This window comes from Oikeobacillus pervagus, from assembly GCF_030813365.1.
Classification (GTDB): domain Bacteria; phylum Bacillota; class Bacilli; order Bacillales; family DSM-23947; genus Oikeobacillus; species Oikeobacillus pervagus.
The window spans coordinates 20,668-37,737 of the sequence record NZ_JAUSUC010000031.1 but is presented as its reverse complement, the minus strand read 5'-3'; the positions used below and the strand labels follow the sequence as shown (position 1 = coordinate 37,737).

Here is a 17,070-nt window from a genome sequence, read left to right as displayed (position 1 = left end):
ACGATAGCCACCTTGTCTTTCGCTAACAGTTCCTACTGCCAAGCCTGTAGTGGACTTTCACCACCAAGTATCCGCCCATGCAGGGCGCACTTAGAAAAGCCGATTATTCTTAAAAAGGAATAATCGGCTTCTTCATCTTTCTTTTTCATGCTCCATCACTTATCAAAAATAAACGCCCTCGGAGGGAATCGAACCCCCATTTTAAGAACCGGAATCTTACGTGCTATCCATTACACCACGAGGGCATAAACCTATTTTTAAGGCTACGATAATACATTATAAATTATTTATATAGATATTGCAATAGAGAAAGTTTATATTAAAGCTGATTTGGACATGATGAAAGGTGAAAACGCCCCATTGTGGGATCTTGTCGAGAAAAAAAGGAAAAAGTTGAAGTGATTTGTTTGACCTTCATTGACCATCATTGTATCATTACATACATAAAGATTTCTTTGTTTTTCAATTTTTATTAAATAGATTTAAGGAGGAACGAATAGATGAATTTAATTCCTACAGTTATTGAGCAAACTAACCGCGGTGAACGTGCGTATGATATTTATTCCAGACTACTAAAAGACCGTATCATTATGCTTGGAAGTGGAATCGATGATCAAGTCGCAAACTCCATTGTATCACAGCTTTTATTTTTAGAATCAGAAAACCCTGAGAAGGACGTATCTATTTACATTAACAGTCCTGGTGGATCAATTACAGCTGGGATGGCCATTTTTGATACAATGCAATTTATTAAACCAGATGTTCAAACGATTTGTATTGGGATGGCTGCATCTATGGGAGCGTTTTTACTTGCTGCTGGTACAAAAGGCAAACGCTATGCGCTTCCAAATAGTGAAGTAATGATCCATCAACCACTTGGTGGAGCTCAAGGTCAAGCTACTGAAATCGAAATCGCAGCTAAACGTATTCTTTTCTTACGCGATAAATTAAACAATATCCTATCTGAACGTACTGGCCAACCTTTAGATATTATTCAACGTGACACAGAACGCGACAACTTCATGACAGCTGAACGTGCAAAAGAATATGGACTAATTGACCATATTATTACACGTAATGAAGTGAATAAGAATAAATAATCGAAAAACAAATGCGTAAGCTTCTTTTCATTGGCGTACGGATTTCACAAGTTTAGACTGAGATAAAGGAAACAAAGCGAAAAAACTCGGCACCTTATTCGTGTCGAGTTTTATTTTTGCTTGTCGCCGCTGGGCAGTCGCCTTCGCTTTTCTTTGTCTAGCTACGGCTCCTAGCGGCTCGAGGTCATCTGCCCTGCCTTTCTGTGGCTCTGTCGCCACGCCAAGGCTGGACAGATGCTTGTCGCCGCTGGGCAGTCGCCTCCGCTTTTCTTTATTCTTTGGTTATGAATTGGGTTAGTGCTTCCATAGCTGTTTCTTCATCGTGGCCGTTTATGCAGAGTTTGATAGCACTGCCATGGCTTACTGCAAGGCTCATGATTCCCATGATGCTTTTTGCGTTCACGCGTTTTCCTTCCTTTTCTAAAAATATATCTGAAGAAAAACGATTTGCTTCTTGCACGAATAAGGCCGCTGGTCGCGCTTGCAAACCATTTTTCAATTGAACTTCTACTGTTTTTTCTAACATTCTACATTTCCCCCCTACATCATGATAATGAATCAAATATCATCGGTTTTTATACTTTTTCACCAGAACGGAGCTTTTCAGCGATTTCATCAATCTTCCGGAGTCGGTGGTTAATTCCTGATTTACTTATTTTCCCTCCCGATACCATCTCTCCTAATTCTTTCAGTGTGACATCCTGATGTGCCACTCGAAGTTCCGCAATTTCCCTTAATTTATCCGGTAGTACAGAGAGACCCACCTTTTCGTCAATGTAGCGAATATTCTCTACTTGTCTTAATGCCGCCCCAATCGTTTTATTAAGATTGGCGGTTTCACAGTTCACTAACCGGTTGACGGAATTCCTCATATCCCTGAGAATACGAACATCCTCAAATCGAAGTAATGCACTATGGGCGCCAATTACACCTAGAAATTCAGTAATTTTTTCAGCTTCTTTTAAATAGGCGATATATCCCTTTTTTCTTTCTAATGTTTTACTATTAAGATCAAAAGTGTTCATTAATTCACACAAGGAATCACTATGTTCCTTATATAAAGAAAAAATCTCTAAATGGTAGGAGGAGGTCTCTGGATTATTGATAGACCCTCCCGCTAAAAAAGCCCCCCGTAAATAGGAACGTTTGCAGCATTTCTTCTTGATCAATTTTTCTGATATTTGATGAACAAATGTAAAGCCTTCTTCAATAATGTGGAGATCTTCTAGAATAGTCTGTGCCTTTTCTTTTAACCGGACAATATAAACATTGTTTTTCTTCAAACGCATCTTTTTCCGAACGAGTAATTCTACTGTGATTACATAATTTTTCTTCAGTAATGTATAAATCCTTCTAGCGATTGCAGCATTCTCCGTCTGAATATTGACAACGAGGGTACGGTTAGAAAAGGAAAGAGAGCCATTCATTCGGATCAGTGCTGATAGTTCTGCTTTTGCACAACAATCTTTCACTTCTAATGTTGTTAATTCTTTCTTCGTTTCAGAAGCAAATGACATCCTCTTTACCCCTCCTTTTTTTAAAAATGATCGTACTATTTCGGTTGATTTATTAAGGAATATAAAATTCGTGCCACTTTTTTTGTATCATGGCGAATGACCCCATTTGTATAAGACACAAATTCATCCTGTACGACATTCAAACCGATAGAAGTTAAGCGTTCCAAATCATAGATGACTGGCTTAGCTAACTCTTCTTTATACCTTGCTTGGATTTCCGCCGGTATTGGCTTATTATTGACCAGAATTGTATCGATCGAAGCACATTCTAAATGATCATATACCGCTTGGACATGATCACTTGCTGTATAATCTAATGTTTCCCCAGCTTGTGTCATTAAATTGCATATATATACTTTTTTTGCTTTTGCTCGGCAAACGGCCTCTCCTATTTGGGGCACAAGTAAATTAGGTAATATACTCGTATAAAGACTACCAGGGCCAATCACAATTAAGTCGGCTTCAGTAATGGCACGAACGGCTTCTGGCAGCGGTTTCACATTTTCTGGGGTAAGAAATACTCGATCGATCTTTTTACCAGAATAAGGGATCTTTGATTCTCCTGATACAACCGTTTCATCTTCCATAACAGCATGAAGAACAACACTTTGATTCGCGGCCGGGAGTACTTTTCCATGCACATTTAGAACCCTACTCATTTCCTGAACAGCATGGACAAAATCACCTGTAATAGAAGTTAGGGCTGCGATGATTAAATTTCCAAGAGAATGACCAGAAAGTTCATTCGATGTATTAAAACGATGTTGAAATAATTGTTCCACTAATGGCTCAACATCTGATAATGCCGCCAAAACATTTCTAATATCTCCTGGTGGTGGAATATCCATTTCATTGCGAAGTCGTCCAGAACTCCCCCCATCATCTGCCACCGTAACAATTGCCGTTATATCAATAGGATATTTCTTTAAGCCTCGGAGTAGAACTGGCAATCCCGTTCCCCCGCCAATGATTACAACCTTTCGATTTGAAGATGTCATGTTGATATTTCCTTTCTTCTTTTTATATCCCGGTGTGTAATCCTTGTGTGGTAATCTGCTGAGAAGTAATGCCCTATATATTCGGAAAGAGCAACAGAACGATGTTGTCCACCCGTACACCCTATTGCAATCACAAGCTGTCTTTTTCCTTCTCTTTTATAATGCGGCAACATAAACGATAACAGATCCGTTACTTTCTCAAGGAATTTTTGAGTATCATTCCACTTCATAACATAATTGGCCACATCCTCATCCAACCCTGTTCGTGGCCGCATATGTTCAATATAATGTGGATTTGGTAAAAATCGAACATCAAACACTAAATCGGCATCAATAGGCAGACCATGCTTAAATCCAAAAGACATGACGTTTACCGTAAAATAAGCCCTTTTATTCACCGAAAACTCGGTTAAAATTCTTTCACGAAGCTCTTTTGGTTTCATTTCAGAAGTATCATAAATAAGTTGTGCTCTTCCTTTTAACTCTTCAAGAAGCTGTCTTTCTTGCTGGATCCCCTCTAATGGAAGCCCACTAGGAGCAAGCGGATGTGAACGTCTTGTCTCCTTATATCTCCGCACTAAAACAGAATCACTTGCATTAAGAAATAAAATTTGCGGACTTACCCAAGTTGTCTCAACAATTTCATCTAATGCTTTAAATAAATGTTCAAAAAAGTCCCGTCCTCGTAAATCCATGACGACTGCAACTTTATTCATTTTATTTCCCGAGTCTTTCATCAGTTCCAGAAACTTCGGAAGTAATGTCGGAGGGAGATTATCTACACAAAAAAAGCCTAAGTCCTCGAAGCTTTGAATGGCGACTGTTTTCCCTGCACCAGACATTCCCGTAATAATGACTAGCTGTACATCGCTTACGGATCCTGCACTCATATCTTTAATCCCCTCTCTATGTCCTCCTATTAACTCGGATCAAGTCGATAAGATAACAATTCAAAATCTGGTGTATAAGTAAATGTTCCGTAGATGATTCCTTTTCCATGAACCATATAATCTAGTATATGATGATCTCCCTCTGCCATTGGTAAGGTTTTAATTTCATCGATATCATGCCACTTTAATACGCCTTCTTCTGAGCGCTTGACTGAAACGCCATCACTTTCTTCTGCGAAAAAAGTAAACATCATCCATTCATTTAAAATTTCGTCTCCATCCTTCATGATGAAGGTAAAGATTCCTTTTACATTTGGATTACGTAAATAAATCCCTGTTTCTTCACGAAATTCGCGAATCGCAGCATCTCGAATGGATTCGCCAGGTTCCATTTTTCCTCCTGGAGCTACCCACCAACCCCTTCTTGGCTTTTGCAAAAGTAATACTTTATGATCTTTTAATAATAGACAGTTCGTTACACGTTGCATCCACTTCACCTCAAAAGAAATTCAATGCTATTTTATTGAATTCAAACATAAAAAGTAGAATAACTTGTTTATTCCCTTCATTATACTATGTTTTCTTACCATCTCTCAATGAATTCGAAAACATTCTACAAAAGAGGATGCATCTGTTCATCGACGTACGAATTTCGCAGTCTTTGACTGAGATAAAAGAAACACAGCGAGGCATTCCACGAGCTGATGTTGACTTATCGTAGGGAAAAGACGTAGAAATACGCTAGTCGATAGATGCTGGAGCTTGACGATCAAAAGAGGATGCATCTGTTCATCGACGTACGAATTTCGTAGTTTTCGACTGAGATAAAGGAAACACGGCGAGCCGGTTTTGCGAGCAGATGTTGACTTATCGTAGGGAGAAAACGGAGTACGAATTTCGCAGTTTTCGACTGAGATAAAGAACTTTTTAGCTTCCTAAGCAAAAAAAAACACAGGGTTCGCCTGTGTCAAAAATAGGGAAGCATTATATTACTAAAGGGGGTCTATTTCACTTTTCAATTATAAAAGAAAATTATTTCATAATGATTACATACGAATTAAACAATTGTAAAAGAATGTAAAAGAAATAATAAAAATCAGTGGGAGGTTCCCACTGATTTTCCAATTTATTTCACTTTTAATTTTTCTTTTAGTTCTTCAATATAATGCTGTGCTGATTGTGCAGCAATACTACCATCACCAGTTGCTGTTACAATTTGACGTAAAGTTTTTTCACGAACATCCCCAGCAGCAAAAATTCCAGGAACTTTTGTTTCCATTTCACTATTTGTTTCGATATAACCCGCTTCATTTGTAATATTCAAATTAGCGAATGGTTTTGTTAAAGGAACCATGCCGATGTAAACGAAGACACCATCTGTTTTAAATTCTTGCTCCGATCCATCCACAGTTGAAACTAATGTTACACTGCCTACTTTGCCGTCTTTTTCATTAATTTCTTTCACTGTATGATTCCAGATAAAATCAATTTTTTCATTATCAAACGCACGTTGTTGTAAAATCTTTTGGGCACGAAGCTCATCACGACGGTGAACGATCGTAACTTTTGAAGCGAACCGTGTTAAATAAACTCCTTCTTCAACAGCGGAATCTCCCCCACCGATAACAACAAGTTCTTTATTTTTGAAAAATGCACCATCACAAACCGCACAATAAGATACACCGCGGCCTCCTAGTTCTTTCTCTCCAGGTACTCCGATTTTTTTATATTCTGCACCAGTTGCAATGATGATGGCGCGAGTTTTATATTGCTTCGATCCAGCTTGAATTGTTTTATACTCTTCCCCATCGATAATTTCTTGAATATCACCATAAGCATATTCTGCGCCAAATTTTTTGGCATGTTCGAACATTTTATTTGAAAGATCTGGACCAAGTATATGGTCATATCCTGGATAATTTTCTACTTCTTCCGTATTAGCCATTTGTCCGCCTGGAACACCACGCTCGATCATTAAAGTGGATAAATTCGCTCTAGATGTATAAACAGCTGCCGTCATTCCTGCTGGCCCAGCACCAATGATAATCACGTCATAAATCTTTTCCTCAGTCAACTCAAGACACCCCTTTATATGTCGTTGAAAATAATGTCTAAACTATTATTTCCGATATACTCATATCCTATTAAACAACAGGTATAAAGTCCATCATTATGCTTGAAAGATCAGATCTTCTATAAATTTGACATATTTTCTTAAAGTTGAGGGAGAAATATGATATATTTCCGCAATTTCTTTTTGGGATTTTTTCTTTTCTCGAAATTTACACCATAAATATTCAGTTGCTGCTGCAAAGCGATCCTGACTTCCTGGCCGGTATGATTGCTCGAAAAGTGCGGGAAGAGCAGAAAACCATAGCAAGAATAAACCTGTTTCTTCATGTCCAATTGGATGATAACGGTTATATAGTTTAAGAGCGGTCTCATGTGCCATTTCAACAAATTTCTCTTCCGTTTGTCCCGTTAACTCCATCCCCAAAACATAAGCCAAATACCATTTCTCATAAATAGATAATGTCTCGATATCACAAAAATCTGGATGTGAAGTGACTTTCTGCTTATCATCTGTTACAGACAATAAAAAAATACCGAAAAGTCGGTCCTCTTCATATGGGCTGTTCAATCTCTTCACAATAGAAGAAATATGATGCTCGTAACCTAACTTTTCCTGTGATGAATGATTCCAAGGCTCTGAACCTTCTTTTTCTGGGCTCATTTCCTTTACATGCTCCCATACGGTATATGCTGTCTTTTGATGACCAGTTTGATATGCAGCATGAGATAACCAATAATAAAAGCTTGCATCCCCTTGAAATCCTGCTTTATACAATTTTTTCAACCAAAAATATGCGTCTTCAAACTGACCTACTAATGCAAAAGTAGCCCCTAATTTAAATTGATGCTCTGGTATTAACGGTCTAATTTTCCGCAATACTTCAAGTAATTGATTCAATTCATCTTCGCGTTTTTCATAATACATAAAAACAGTTAAATTGCAAAGTGCATGTAAGTTACCAGGGCTTTTTTCTAATACATCATGTAAAATTTCATGGGATTTCTTTAGATCTCCTAAATAATAATAAGCGAGTGCTAAATTATTATAGGCAGACCAAAATTCTGGATACTTGTGAATAATCTCCTCTAGAACAGAAATCGCCTTTTCGAAATTCCCCATCTCAAGTAAGTCCTTTGCCTTATCTTGCATAGTAATAAGTTCGTCTTGTTCGTAAATCGTTTCAATGGCCAAATCCCCATCTAAACGGATCACTTCAAGGAGATCTTCTGCGTCTTCTGCAAACTCTCCATCTGGGTTCTCCTTTAAATAAGCAGTTGTATGTTCAGCTGCTTCCTTAAACATCCCAAGATGGGCATAATTATTAGCCAAAAAATAATTGCATTCATTCATAAACGAATCCAGTTCATCTAGAATGAGGTGCAATAATTGGTTAGATTGTTCATAATTTCCTAATTCAGTTTCGACAATTGCTAATTGACATGCGATGATGGGTTCAAGTGGTTCCAAATCGAATGCGCGGGAAAAATATTTTTTTGCTTTTTTCAAATCCCTGCGTCGATAAGATTTTAATCCTTTTGAAAAGTAATATTCACCTGTTGGAATAAAGGAAACAATTTTCCCCGTTTCGCTCATAATATTTGAGTCTTTTCTCATGAAAGTCCTCCAAAACGTACAGTAATTGATTACTGTAGTATATCATATAATCGAATGTTGACGAAACATGGCGAAGCATTTATTTATGGAGAAGTTTCTAATTTTTTGTTAAATCTTCACTTGTGGTGGAGGATTTTTCATTTTTGAGGATTTTTACGAGGTTTTTAATACCAAAGGGGGTTGATCTGTTCATCAACCCCCTTTGGTATTTATTTTTATTTTTTCTTTTCATGTCGTTCTGCGAGTACGGATAAAACATCTGTTAATGGTAGACGTTGTTCACGCAATAATACTAATAAGTGGTATAGAAGATCAGCTGACTCCCATTTAAGCTCTTCATGACTTCTATTTTTGGCAGCAATAATAACCTCCGCTGATTCTTCCCCGACTTTTTTCAATATTTTATCGACACCCTCTTCAAATAAATAGGTCGTATAAGTACCCTCAGGGCGTTCTTCATCGCGACTTTTAATGACGGACTCGAGCTTATGTAAAATATCATATGGAGATACTTTATCCTCACCGAAAACCGTTTTGTCAAAACAACTAGTTGTCCCAGTATGACAAGCAGGTCCAGCTGGTTCGACTAAAATAACGACCGCATCTTGATCACAATCAATTTTCATACTGACCACTTTTTGAGTGTTTCCACTTGTCTCTCCCTTATGCCAAAGCTCTTGACGGGAACGACTATAAAACCAAGTTTCACCGGTATCCACTGTTTTTTGATAGGATTCTTTATTCATATAAGCTAATGTGAGTACTTCTTTTGTTTTTGCATCTTGAACGATAGCGGGAATTAACCCTTGATTATTCCATTGAATTTCTTCGATGTTCATCGCATATTCACTCCTGACTGTTTTAGGAAATTCTTTACTTCTTGTACACTTGTTTCTTTATAATGGAAAATAGAAGCTGCTAATGCGGCATCCGCTTTTCCTTCTGTTAAAATTTCTAGAAAATGTTCCGCTCCACCTGCACCACCTGATGCAATGACTGGAACCGAAACGGCTTCACTTACCGCTTTTGTAAGGGCGACATCAAAACCCGCCTTTTCCCCATCCCGATCCATACTTGTTAATAAAATTTCTCCCGCTCCTAATTGAACCGCTTCTTGCGCCCATGATATGACTTCTCTATCTGTTGCTTCTCGCCCTCCATGAGTATACACCCGCCAAGACCCTAACTTTTCGTCAAATTTCGCATCAATGGCGACAACAATACATTGAGATCCGAAATATTGGGCTCCCTCTTTGATCACCTCTGGATTTTTTACAGCTGCGGTATTCACCGACACTTTATCGGCCCCTGCCCGCAAGATTCTCTTCATATCATCTAGAGAGTTAATTCCTCCGCCAACTGTAAAAGGGATCGCCAATTGAGAAGCAACATCTTTTACAACATCCTCCATCGTTTTCCTTCCTTCATGGGAAGCTGAAATATCTAAAAAAACAAGCTCGTCTGCCCCTTGATCATCGTAAAAATGAGCAAGTTCAACAGGATCTCCTGCATCACGTAATTGGACAAATTGAACTCCTTTCACAACACGCCCATCTTTCACATCTAAACATGGAATAATTCTTTTCGTCACCATTTATTTCACCTCTTTCAGCGCTTCCTGAACGGTAAACTGCCCCGTATAAATCGCCTTGCCCACAATTGCCCCAACCACTCCAGCTTGTTCATTTTTTTTTATAACACGTAAATCCTCCAGAGAACTAACTCCTCCTGATGCAATGACAGACTTTCCGGTTGCTTTTGCTAGTTCGGTGACCGCTTCAATATTTGGTCCAGATAGCATCCCATCTGTTGCAATATCAGTAAAAATAAAGGTTTCTGCTCCTGCATCTGCAAATTCCTTCCCGATATCAACCGCTTTAACTTGGGATGTTTCAAGCCAACCATGAGTGGCGACAAAACCGTCTTTTGCATCGAGCCCAATCGCAACCTTTTCCCCGTACTTGCGAATGAAACTTTTAACTAAATCCGGATTGGATATAGCTAGGCTTCCAATGATGACACGGTCAATTCCCTTCTCCAAGTAATGAACCACATCTTCTTCCGATCGAATCCCACCGCCGATTTGGACTTTTGCTGGAAGCTTTTGCGCCGCTTCTGAAACGTATTGATCATTCACTCTTTTTCCATCTTTCGCCCCGTCTAAATCGACCATATGAATCCATTCTGCCCCTGCATCTGCAAAGGATTTTGCCATATCGAAAGGGGAGTCTCCATAAATGGTTTCTTTATTATAATCCCCCTGTATTAAACGAACACATTTTCCACCGCGCATATCAATGGCTGGGTAAATTGTAAAACTCATGAGAACACCCCTGATTCCACTAGTTTTGTATATTTATTTAATAATTGCATGCCAACCTCACCGCTTTTCTCTGGGTGAAACTGCATCCCCAATATATTGCCCTTTCCGACAATTGCTGGTATTTCCACATTATATTGAGTGCTTGCAATTAATTCTTCCTTGTCCATTTCTGTTGCATAATAGGAATGGACAAAATAAACGAATCCTTCTTCTACTTTTTCAACCACTGGATTTTCTTGCTGAAATTTTAATTGATTCCACCCCATATGTGGGATTTTGAATGTCTCATTCATACCTTCTGCTGGGATGCGTTTTATTTTTCCTTTTAATAAAGACAAACCCTTGGAGTAGCCGTTCTCTTCACTCTCTTCAAAAAGAAGTTGCATACCTAAACAAATCCCTAATAAAGGTTTTCCTTTTGCTGTGTAATCAAGAAGAAAATTGGTTAATTTTTTCTCATTTAAAAGTTCCATTGCATCTTTAAATGAACCAACTCCGGGTAAAATCAAACCATCCATTGTTTGTAGCTCTTCTGGTGATTCACTAATTTGATAAGGAACATTTAGTCGTTCAAGTGCTTTTCTTACACTGAATAAATTTCCCATGCCATAGTCAACAATTCCAATCATCACAACTTTCCTTTCGTTGATGGAATCCCCTTAACGCGCGGGTCAATGATCGTTGCTTCATCAAGTGCACGTCCTAATGCTTTGAAAATTGCTTCGATAATATGATGAGTATTTTGACCATAATGAACGATCACGTGTAAATTCATTCTTGCTTCTAATGCCAGCTTCCACAAAAACTCATAAACAAGTTCTGTATCGAATGTCCCTACCTTTTGACTCGGTAATTCTCCGCGCATTTCAAAATGAGGACGATTACTTAAATCAATGACCACTTGTGCTAATGCTTCATCCATTGGTACAAAAGCATTTCCATACCGTTTAATTCCTTTTTTATCACCTAAAGCTTGTCTTAAAACATGCCCTAGGCAAATCCCGATGTCCTCTGTCGTATGATGATCATCGATTTCAATATCTCCTTTTGCGTGAACCGTTAAATCAAATTGGCCATGCTTTGTAAATAAATCGAGCATATGGGTTAAAAAAGGAACATTCGTATCTAACTCTGCTTTGCCCTCTCCATCAATCCCAAAAGCTACCTCCACATCGGTTTCATTCGTCTTTCGTCTGATTTCTGCAAATCTTTCTGCCATTCTTCATCCCTCACTATGTTGGAAATGTACTTTTTTATTTAAAACGTGCTTCCACTGCACGTGCATGAGCTTCCAATCCTTCTAATCGAGCAAAAGCGGCAATCTTTTCATAGTTTCGCTGCAATGCTTCCTCACTATAAGCAATAATGCTTGATTTTTTCATAAAATCATCTACACTTAGCGGACTAGAAAAACGTGCTGTTCCATTTGTCGGTAAGACATGATTCGGTCCCGCAAAATAATCTCCTACTGGTTCAGAACTGTATCTTCCTAGAAAGATCGCTCCCGCATGGCGAATATGTTTGACAATTTCGAATGGATTTTTCGTCATTACTTCTAGATGCTCCGGCGCCAGTTGATTGACAACATCGAGCGCTTGAAATAAGTTATCCGCTACATAGATCGCTCCATAGTTTTCAATTGATTGCTTGGCAATTTCGTATCTTGGTAAGTCAGCAAGTTGACGTTCTACCTCGATCGCCGTTTGTTCAGCGATGTTTTGCGAAGTAGTGACTAATACAGAACTCGCACGCATATCATGTTCTGCCTGAGATAGAAGATCCGCCGCCAATTCTCTTGGAATCGCTGTTTCATCAGCTAAAATTGTAATTTCACTTGGCCCTGCAATCATATCAATATCAATATCGCCAAACACTTCTCGTTTTGCTAATGCGACATAAATATTTCCAGGTCCAACGATTTTATCAACAGGACGAATCGTTTCCGTTCCATAGGCCAATGCCGCAACGGCTTGTGAGCCTCCAACTTTCCAGATTTCTTTTACACCTGCTTCATTGGCAGCCACTAACACTCCGTCAGGTAAAGAGGTTGTTTTACCAGGTGGCGAAACCATGGCAATTCTTTTTACCCCAGCTACTTTGGCCGGCATCACATTCATTAATACAGAAGAAGGATAGGCTGCCGTTCCCCCTGGGACATATACACCGACTGAATCAAGCGGGGTCATTTTTTGTCCAAGAACACTGCCATGTTGATCAGCATAAAGCCATGTTTCTCGTAATTGTTTTTCGTGAAATTTCCGAATATTGGCCGCAGCTTCTTTTATGATGTCAATATGTTCTTGTTTCATATTTTCGTAAGCTTGGTCAATTTCTTCTTGTGTTACTTTTAAACTCGTTAACTCTACTTGATCAAATTGCTTCGTATAATCAAATAATGCTTGGTCCCCTTGTTCTCTTACTGTTCGAATAATTTGTTGTACAGTTTTTCTTTGTTCCTCTGTCCCGCTGTCGACGGAGCGTTTTATCGACACTTCCTTCGTGATTTGCTGAATTTTCATAAACACATCACCTTTTCTTGTACAGGGGGGCGTCAAAATTCCACGACTTTGCCCCGCCCCTTCCTCGTTTGATTATTGATTCATTTTCACGATTATTGTTTTTCTAAAATAACGTCATTTAATCGATCGACTAATTCTTGTATCCGCTCGTTTTTCATTCGGTAACTCACTGGATTGACAATTAATCGAGAAGTGATATCCACAATATGTTCATATTCGACAAGACCATTTTCCTTTAATGTTCTTCCTGTTGAAACGATATCGACAATACGATCGGCAAGACCAATGATTGGCGCTAATTCAATTGAACCATTTAATTTGATAATCTCTACTTGTTCTCCTTGTTCACGAAAATAAGAAGAAGCTACTCTCGGATACTTCGTTGCAATTTTCGGAGCTACTTCATTCATCTTTGTATCAGGAAGTCCCGCAACAGCTAAATAGCATGGACTAATTTTTAAATCAAGTAGTTCATACACATCTCTTTCTTCTTCCAGCATGACATCTTTCCCTGCAATCCCAAGATCCGCCACACCATATTCAACATAGGTAGGCACATCCATTGGTTTCGCTAATATAAATCTAAGTTGTTCTTCCTCTATTTCAATAATGAGCTTTCTGGATTCATCAAATTCTGGAGGAAGCTGATAATTTGACTTTCGAAGCAAATCGACAGCTTCATGAAAGATTCTTCCCTTAGGCATTGCAATTGTTAAATAAGACATTATCGCTTCACCTCGGCATTCACTGTTGAACCTACATAGAAATGGACTTGATCAAAAGTACTCGTAAAGCTATCTACATCGCCTACTCCTACAATATCTTGTAAGACGACAGATTCGCCATTTTTTCTTAATTTTTTTGCCTGTAGAATCGCTTCTTTACGTCGATCTTTACTAAATAAAATACATTGAGTTTCTTCAGTTGATTCGGATGTTCCAATCGCTTCCAATAAATAATCTACCCGTACACCAAACCCTGTTGCACTTGCAGGATAACCAAATTTTTGTAGAAGGTCATTATAACGACCACCATTTCCAATTGGATACCCCACCTTATCGGCGTAAACTTCAAATAAAATCCCTGTATAATAACTCATATGACTAACGAGTGATAAATCAAATTTCACATATTGATCTACACCATACTCTTGTAATAATCCCCAAAGTTGCTTTAACTCACGTACGGCCTGTAATCCTTCTTCTCCTTCAATCAGCTTATAAGCTTGATCTAAACATTTTTCACTACCGTTTAAATTCAAGAAGGTTAGGAGTCGTTGTTGATCAATGGATGACAGTGGCAATTGTTTTACATGCTCTTTAAATCCAACATAGTTTTTTTCGTATAAATAGCGGCGAAGGGTACTCGCACGATCTTCAGTTCCTAGGATTTGATTAAATAATTCCCCTACATATTGGATATGACCGATGGAAATTTGAAAATTTTCTAGTCCAATTTCCCGTAATGAAGAAACCATTAAAGCAATGATCTCTGCATCAGCACTAACAGTATCGTCCCCAATATTTTCAATCCCTAATTGTTCAAATTCCGCAGCTCTTCCGCCTTCCCGTTGCTGTGCCCGATACACATTAGCACGATAGGCTAGACGTAATGGGACTTGCTCTTTTAATAATTTCGCTGCCGCAAACCTCGCAATTGGTGCCGTCATTTCCGGTCGCAACACAAGTGTGTGACCTTGCTGATCGAGAAGTTTAAATAACTGTTGATCCAAAATCGCCGAGGCGGTTCCAACCGTTTCATAATATTCTAGTGTTGGAGTCTCGATAAACTGATATCCCCAGGATTTAATTTCTTTATACATACTCTGCTTTATTTTTCGTTTCTCTTCATAAATATGTGGGAGTGTGTCCCTCATCCCAACAGGCTTTTCAAACATAAAAAGTTTTGACATAAGATCACCCAATAGATTTATTTTTCCGAAATCCTTTAGTCTGCTAATATGCTAATGAATTGAAGTTACTATGTAGTTTAGCCCTCATCCCAAAACAAGTCAAGAAAAAATCACCCTTCCCTTCACATTTTACAATTCCTTTAAAGAGATTTCCCTTATTTTGGATGGTGCCTGGCACCTGTAAAAATATGACATCTAAAACCAAAACCACATGGGGTGCTTGTCCTCATGTGGTTTTGGGTGGTCTTGTTTTTATGCTACTGTTGATTGTTGGTTGGCTGTGATGGATTGTTTGTGTTTGATGATCATCCATGCATACCATAGGAGTACGATTCCTGTTAGTATAAATCCGATGATCATGGATGTATTATATGGTAATTGTAATCCTTCTGGTGCATAGAAAATATACGTACAGACGACAGCTGTCATAAAGATAGCCGGGACTCCTGCGATCCAATGGAATTTATGCTGTTTCAATAAATATATAGCAGCTGTCCATAACATGACTGTCGCGACAAACTGATTTGTCCATCCTACATACCGCCATAAAAATGAGTAATCAATGGTTGATAGATAGAAAGTGGGTGCCCCTACTGCTAATGTGATGAAAAGAATCATCCCTCTATTATCAGTGTTCATAAATTTCGATAATAGATCTGTCAACATCATCCTTGAAGACCGAAGTGCTGTATCCCCTGTTGTGATCGGTAAAATAATAACACCTAAAATCGCTAAAATACCACCTAATGTTCCTAATAGAGAAGTAGAAATTTCATTTACTACCCCAGCTGGACCACCTGCAGCCATCGCTTCTTGAAGCCCACCTGTTCCACCGAAAAAGGTCATTCCCGCTGCGGCCCAAATAAGGGCAATAATTCCTTCACCAACCATCGCACCGTAGAAAATTTTGCGACCATCAGACTCTTTTTTCATTGTACGAGCCACGATTGGGCTTTGAGTACAATGGAACCCAGAAATAGCCCCACAAGAGATTGTCACCATTAGAAGTGGCCATATTGGCAACTCTCCGGGATGTAAATTTTCAAATGTTAAATTCGGAATCGAACGATCCATAAATAATAATGCGATTGCAATTGAAACGGCCATAAAGATTAAAATAGCTCCAAAAATCGGATAAATTTTTCCAATGATTCGATTCACTGGTAAAACAGCGGCTAAAATAAAATAAACAAAAACAAAAACAAGTGCCATTGTGAAATTAAGTGGAGTAATTTGATCAATTAACTGTGCTGGACCCGCTACAAATGCGGCAGCAACTAAAACCATTAAAATAATTGACATGATATTAATAATTGCCTTCATAGCATTTCCTAAATAACGGCCAACGAGTGATGGATACTGTTCCCCATTATGCCTTAGTGACAGCATCCCAGAAAAATAATCATGAACCCCGCCTGCAAAAATACAACCAATGACGATCCAAATAAACGCAACTGGACCATACAGGGCACCAGTAATAGCCCCGAAAATCGGACCTAATCCAGCAATATTTAATAATTGGATTAAGCTTCCTTTCCACCAACTCATTGGTACATAGTCCATACCATCTGCTTGTGTATAGGCTGGTGTTTGTCGACTATCGTCAATACCAAATATTTTTTCCACTACTTTGGCATAAACAAAATAACCTGCAACCAGCAGAAATAATGATGCAAAAAAAGTAACCATGTGAATCTCTCCTTGATGTGGAATAAAAAATAATTTTAATATAGTGAATATTCTATATATATTACTTTTGAAAAACAACCCTTTTTCGAATAAAAATTCAGAAAATTTACGATTTTCAATAAAATTCCCTATATTAAGAAACAAATCCCACATCATCAAAACGATTTCAAAATAATATTCTCCCCCCCAAATGCGGAAGCGCCTGATCATCGGCGTACGGATTTCGTAGTTTTCGACTGAGATAAAGGAAACACAGCGAGGCATTCCACGAGCTGATGTTGACTTATCGTAGGGAGAAAACGGAGAAATTCGCTAGCCGATAGGCGCTGAAGCTAGACGTCAACAAATGCGGAAGCGCCTGATCATCGGCATACGGATTTCGCAAGTTTCGACTGAAAGAAAAACAGTTTATAGCCACTGCATTGTCTCAGCTT

General features: G+C 38.6%; 17 protein-coding genes and 1 tRNA gene. 1 reads left to right on the top strand and 17 read right to left on the bottom strand.

Features of this window, described 5'->3' with window-relative positions:
- Positions 1-173: 173 nt before the first annotated feature.
- Positions 174-245: transfer RNA gene (locus tag J2S13_RS11775), tRNA-Arg, on the bottom strand.
- A gap of 255 nt (positions 246-500) precedes the next feature.
- Here J2S13_RS11775 and clpP point away from each other — a divergent pair.
- Positions 501-1,100, top strand: a complete 600-nt coding sequence (gene clpP, locus J2S13_RS11770; RefSeq protein ID WP_307257961.1) for an ATP-dependent Clp endopeptidase proteolytic subunit ClpP — start codon at positions 501-503, stop codon at positions 1,098-1,100.
- 271 nt (positions 1,101-1,371) lie between these two features.
- Here clpP and J2S13_RS11765 read toward each other — a convergent pair whose 3' ends face one another.
- The 16 genes from J2S13_RS11765 to J2S13_RS11690 all read right to left on the bottom strand — a co-directional run bounded on the left by J2S13_RS11765 (position 1,372) and on the right by J2S13_RS11690 (position 16,636).
- Positions 1,372-1,626 carry an HPr family phosphocarrier protein gene (locus J2S13_RS11765; protein WP_307257960.1) on the bottom strand — a complete coding sequence of 85 codons (255 nt, stop codon included), beginning with the start codon at positions 1,624-1,626 and terminating at the stop codon, positions 1,372-1,374.
- A gap of 49 nt (positions 1,627-1,675) precedes the next feature.
- Positions 1,676-2,617, bottom strand: a complete 942-nt coding sequence (whiA, locus tag J2S13_RS11760; protein ID WP_307257959.1) for a DNA-binding protein WhiA — start codon at positions 2,615-2,617, stop codon at positions 1,676-1,678.
- 35 nt (positions 2,618-2,652) lie between these two features.
- Positions 2,653-3,615 (bottom strand): gluconeogenesis morphogenetic factor MgfK, encoded by a 963-nt coding sequence (mgfK, locus tag J2S13_RS11755; RefSeq protein WP_307257958.1) that lies wholly within the window; start codon positions 3,613-3,615, stop codon positions 2,653-2,655.
- Positions 3,612-4,505 (bottom strand): RNase adapter RapZ, encoded by an 894-nt coding sequence (rapZ, locus tag J2S13_RS11750; protein WP_307257957.1) that lies wholly within the window; start codon positions 4,503-4,505, stop codon positions 3,612-3,614. The genes mgfK and rapZ overlap by 4 nt, the downstream gene beginning before the upstream one ends.
- A gap of 29 nt (positions 4,506-4,534) precedes the next feature.
- Positions 4,535-4,993: an NUDIX hydrolase gene (locus J2S13_RS11745; RefSeq protein ID WP_307257956.1), complete on the bottom strand. Its 459-nt coding sequence runs from the start codon at positions 4,991-4,993 to the stop codon at positions 4,535-4,537.
- Positions 4,994-5,631: 638 nt separating this feature from the next.
- A complete protein-coding gene (trxB, locus tag J2S13_RS11740) occupies positions 5,632-6,579 on the bottom strand; it encodes a thioredoxin-disulfide reductase (protein ID WP_307257955.1) in 948 nt (315 codons plus the stop codon).
- A gap of 96 nt (positions 6,580-6,675) precedes the next feature.
- Positions 6,676-8,193 (bottom strand): tetratricopeptide repeat protein, encoded by a 1,518-nt coding sequence (locus tag J2S13_RS11735; RefSeq protein WP_307257954.1) that lies wholly within the window; start codon positions 8,191-8,193, stop codon positions 6,676-6,678.
- A gap of 215 nt (positions 8,194-8,408) precedes the next feature.
- On the bottom strand, positions 8,409-9,032 hold the full coding sequence (gene hisIE / locus J2S13_RS11730) for a bifunctional phosphoribosyl-AMP cyclohydrolase/phosphoribosyl-ATP diphosphatase HisIE (RefSeq protein ID WP_307257953.1): 624 nt from the start codon (positions 9,030-9,032) through the stop codon (positions 8,409-8,411).
- Positions 9,029-9,787, bottom strand: a complete 759-nt coding sequence (hisF, locus tag J2S13_RS11725; RefSeq protein ID WP_307257952.1) for an imidazole glycerol phosphate synthase subunit HisF — start codon at positions 9,785-9,787, stop codon at positions 9,029-9,031. Before hisF ends, hisIE begins: the two co-directional genes overlap by 4 nt.
- A complete protein-coding gene (gene hisA, locus J2S13_RS11720) occupies positions 9,788-10,516 on the bottom strand; it encodes a 1-(5-phosphoribosyl)-5-[(5-phosphoribosylamino)methylideneamino]imidazole-4-carboxamide isomerase (RefSeq protein WP_307257951.1) in 729 nt (242 codons plus the stop codon).
- On the bottom strand, positions 10,513-11,145 hold the full coding sequence (hisH, locus tag J2S13_RS11715) for an imidazole glycerol phosphate synthase subunit HisH (RefSeq protein ID WP_307257950.1): 633 nt from the start codon (positions 11,143-11,145) through the stop codon (positions 10,513-10,515). The genes hisA and hisH overlap by 4 nt, the downstream gene beginning before the upstream one ends.
- Positions 11,145-11,735, bottom strand: coding sequence for an imidazoleglycerol-phosphate dehydratase HisB (hisB, locus tag J2S13_RS11710; protein WP_307257949.1), 591 nt, complete (start codon positions 11,733-11,735; stop codon positions 11,145-11,147). Before hisB ends, hisH begins: the two co-directional genes overlap by 1 nt.
- 34 nt (positions 11,736-11,769) lie before the next feature.
- On the bottom strand, positions 11,770-13,035 hold the full coding sequence (hisD, locus tag J2S13_RS11705; protein WP_307257948.1) for a histidinol dehydrogenase: 1,266 nt from the start codon (positions 13,033-13,035) through the stop codon (positions 11,770-11,772).
- A 92-nt stretch (positions 13,036-13,127) separates the two neighbouring features.
- The gene (gene hisG / locus J2S13_RS11700; RefSeq protein ID WP_370874028.1) at positions 13,128-13,760 is read right to left on the bottom strand and encodes an ATP phosphoribosyltransferase; all 633 of its coding nucleotides are present in this window, start codon (positions 13,758-13,760) and stop codon (positions 13,128-13,130) included.
- The gene (locus J2S13_RS11695) at positions 13,760-14,947 is read right to left on the bottom strand and encodes an ATP phosphoribosyltransferase regulatory subunit (RefSeq protein WP_307257947.1); all 1,188 of its coding nucleotides are present in this window, start codon (positions 14,945-14,947) and stop codon (positions 13,760-13,762) included. The genes hisG and J2S13_RS11695 overlap by 1 nt, the downstream gene beginning before the upstream one ends.
- A 252-nt stretch (positions 14,948-15,199) precedes the next feature.
- A complete protein-coding gene (locus J2S13_RS11690; RefSeq protein ID WP_307257946.1) occupies positions 15,200-16,636 on the bottom strand; it encodes a carbon starvation CstA family protein in 1,437 nt (478 codons plus the stop codon).
- Between the last annotated feature and the right edge of the window lie 434 nt (positions 16,637-17,070).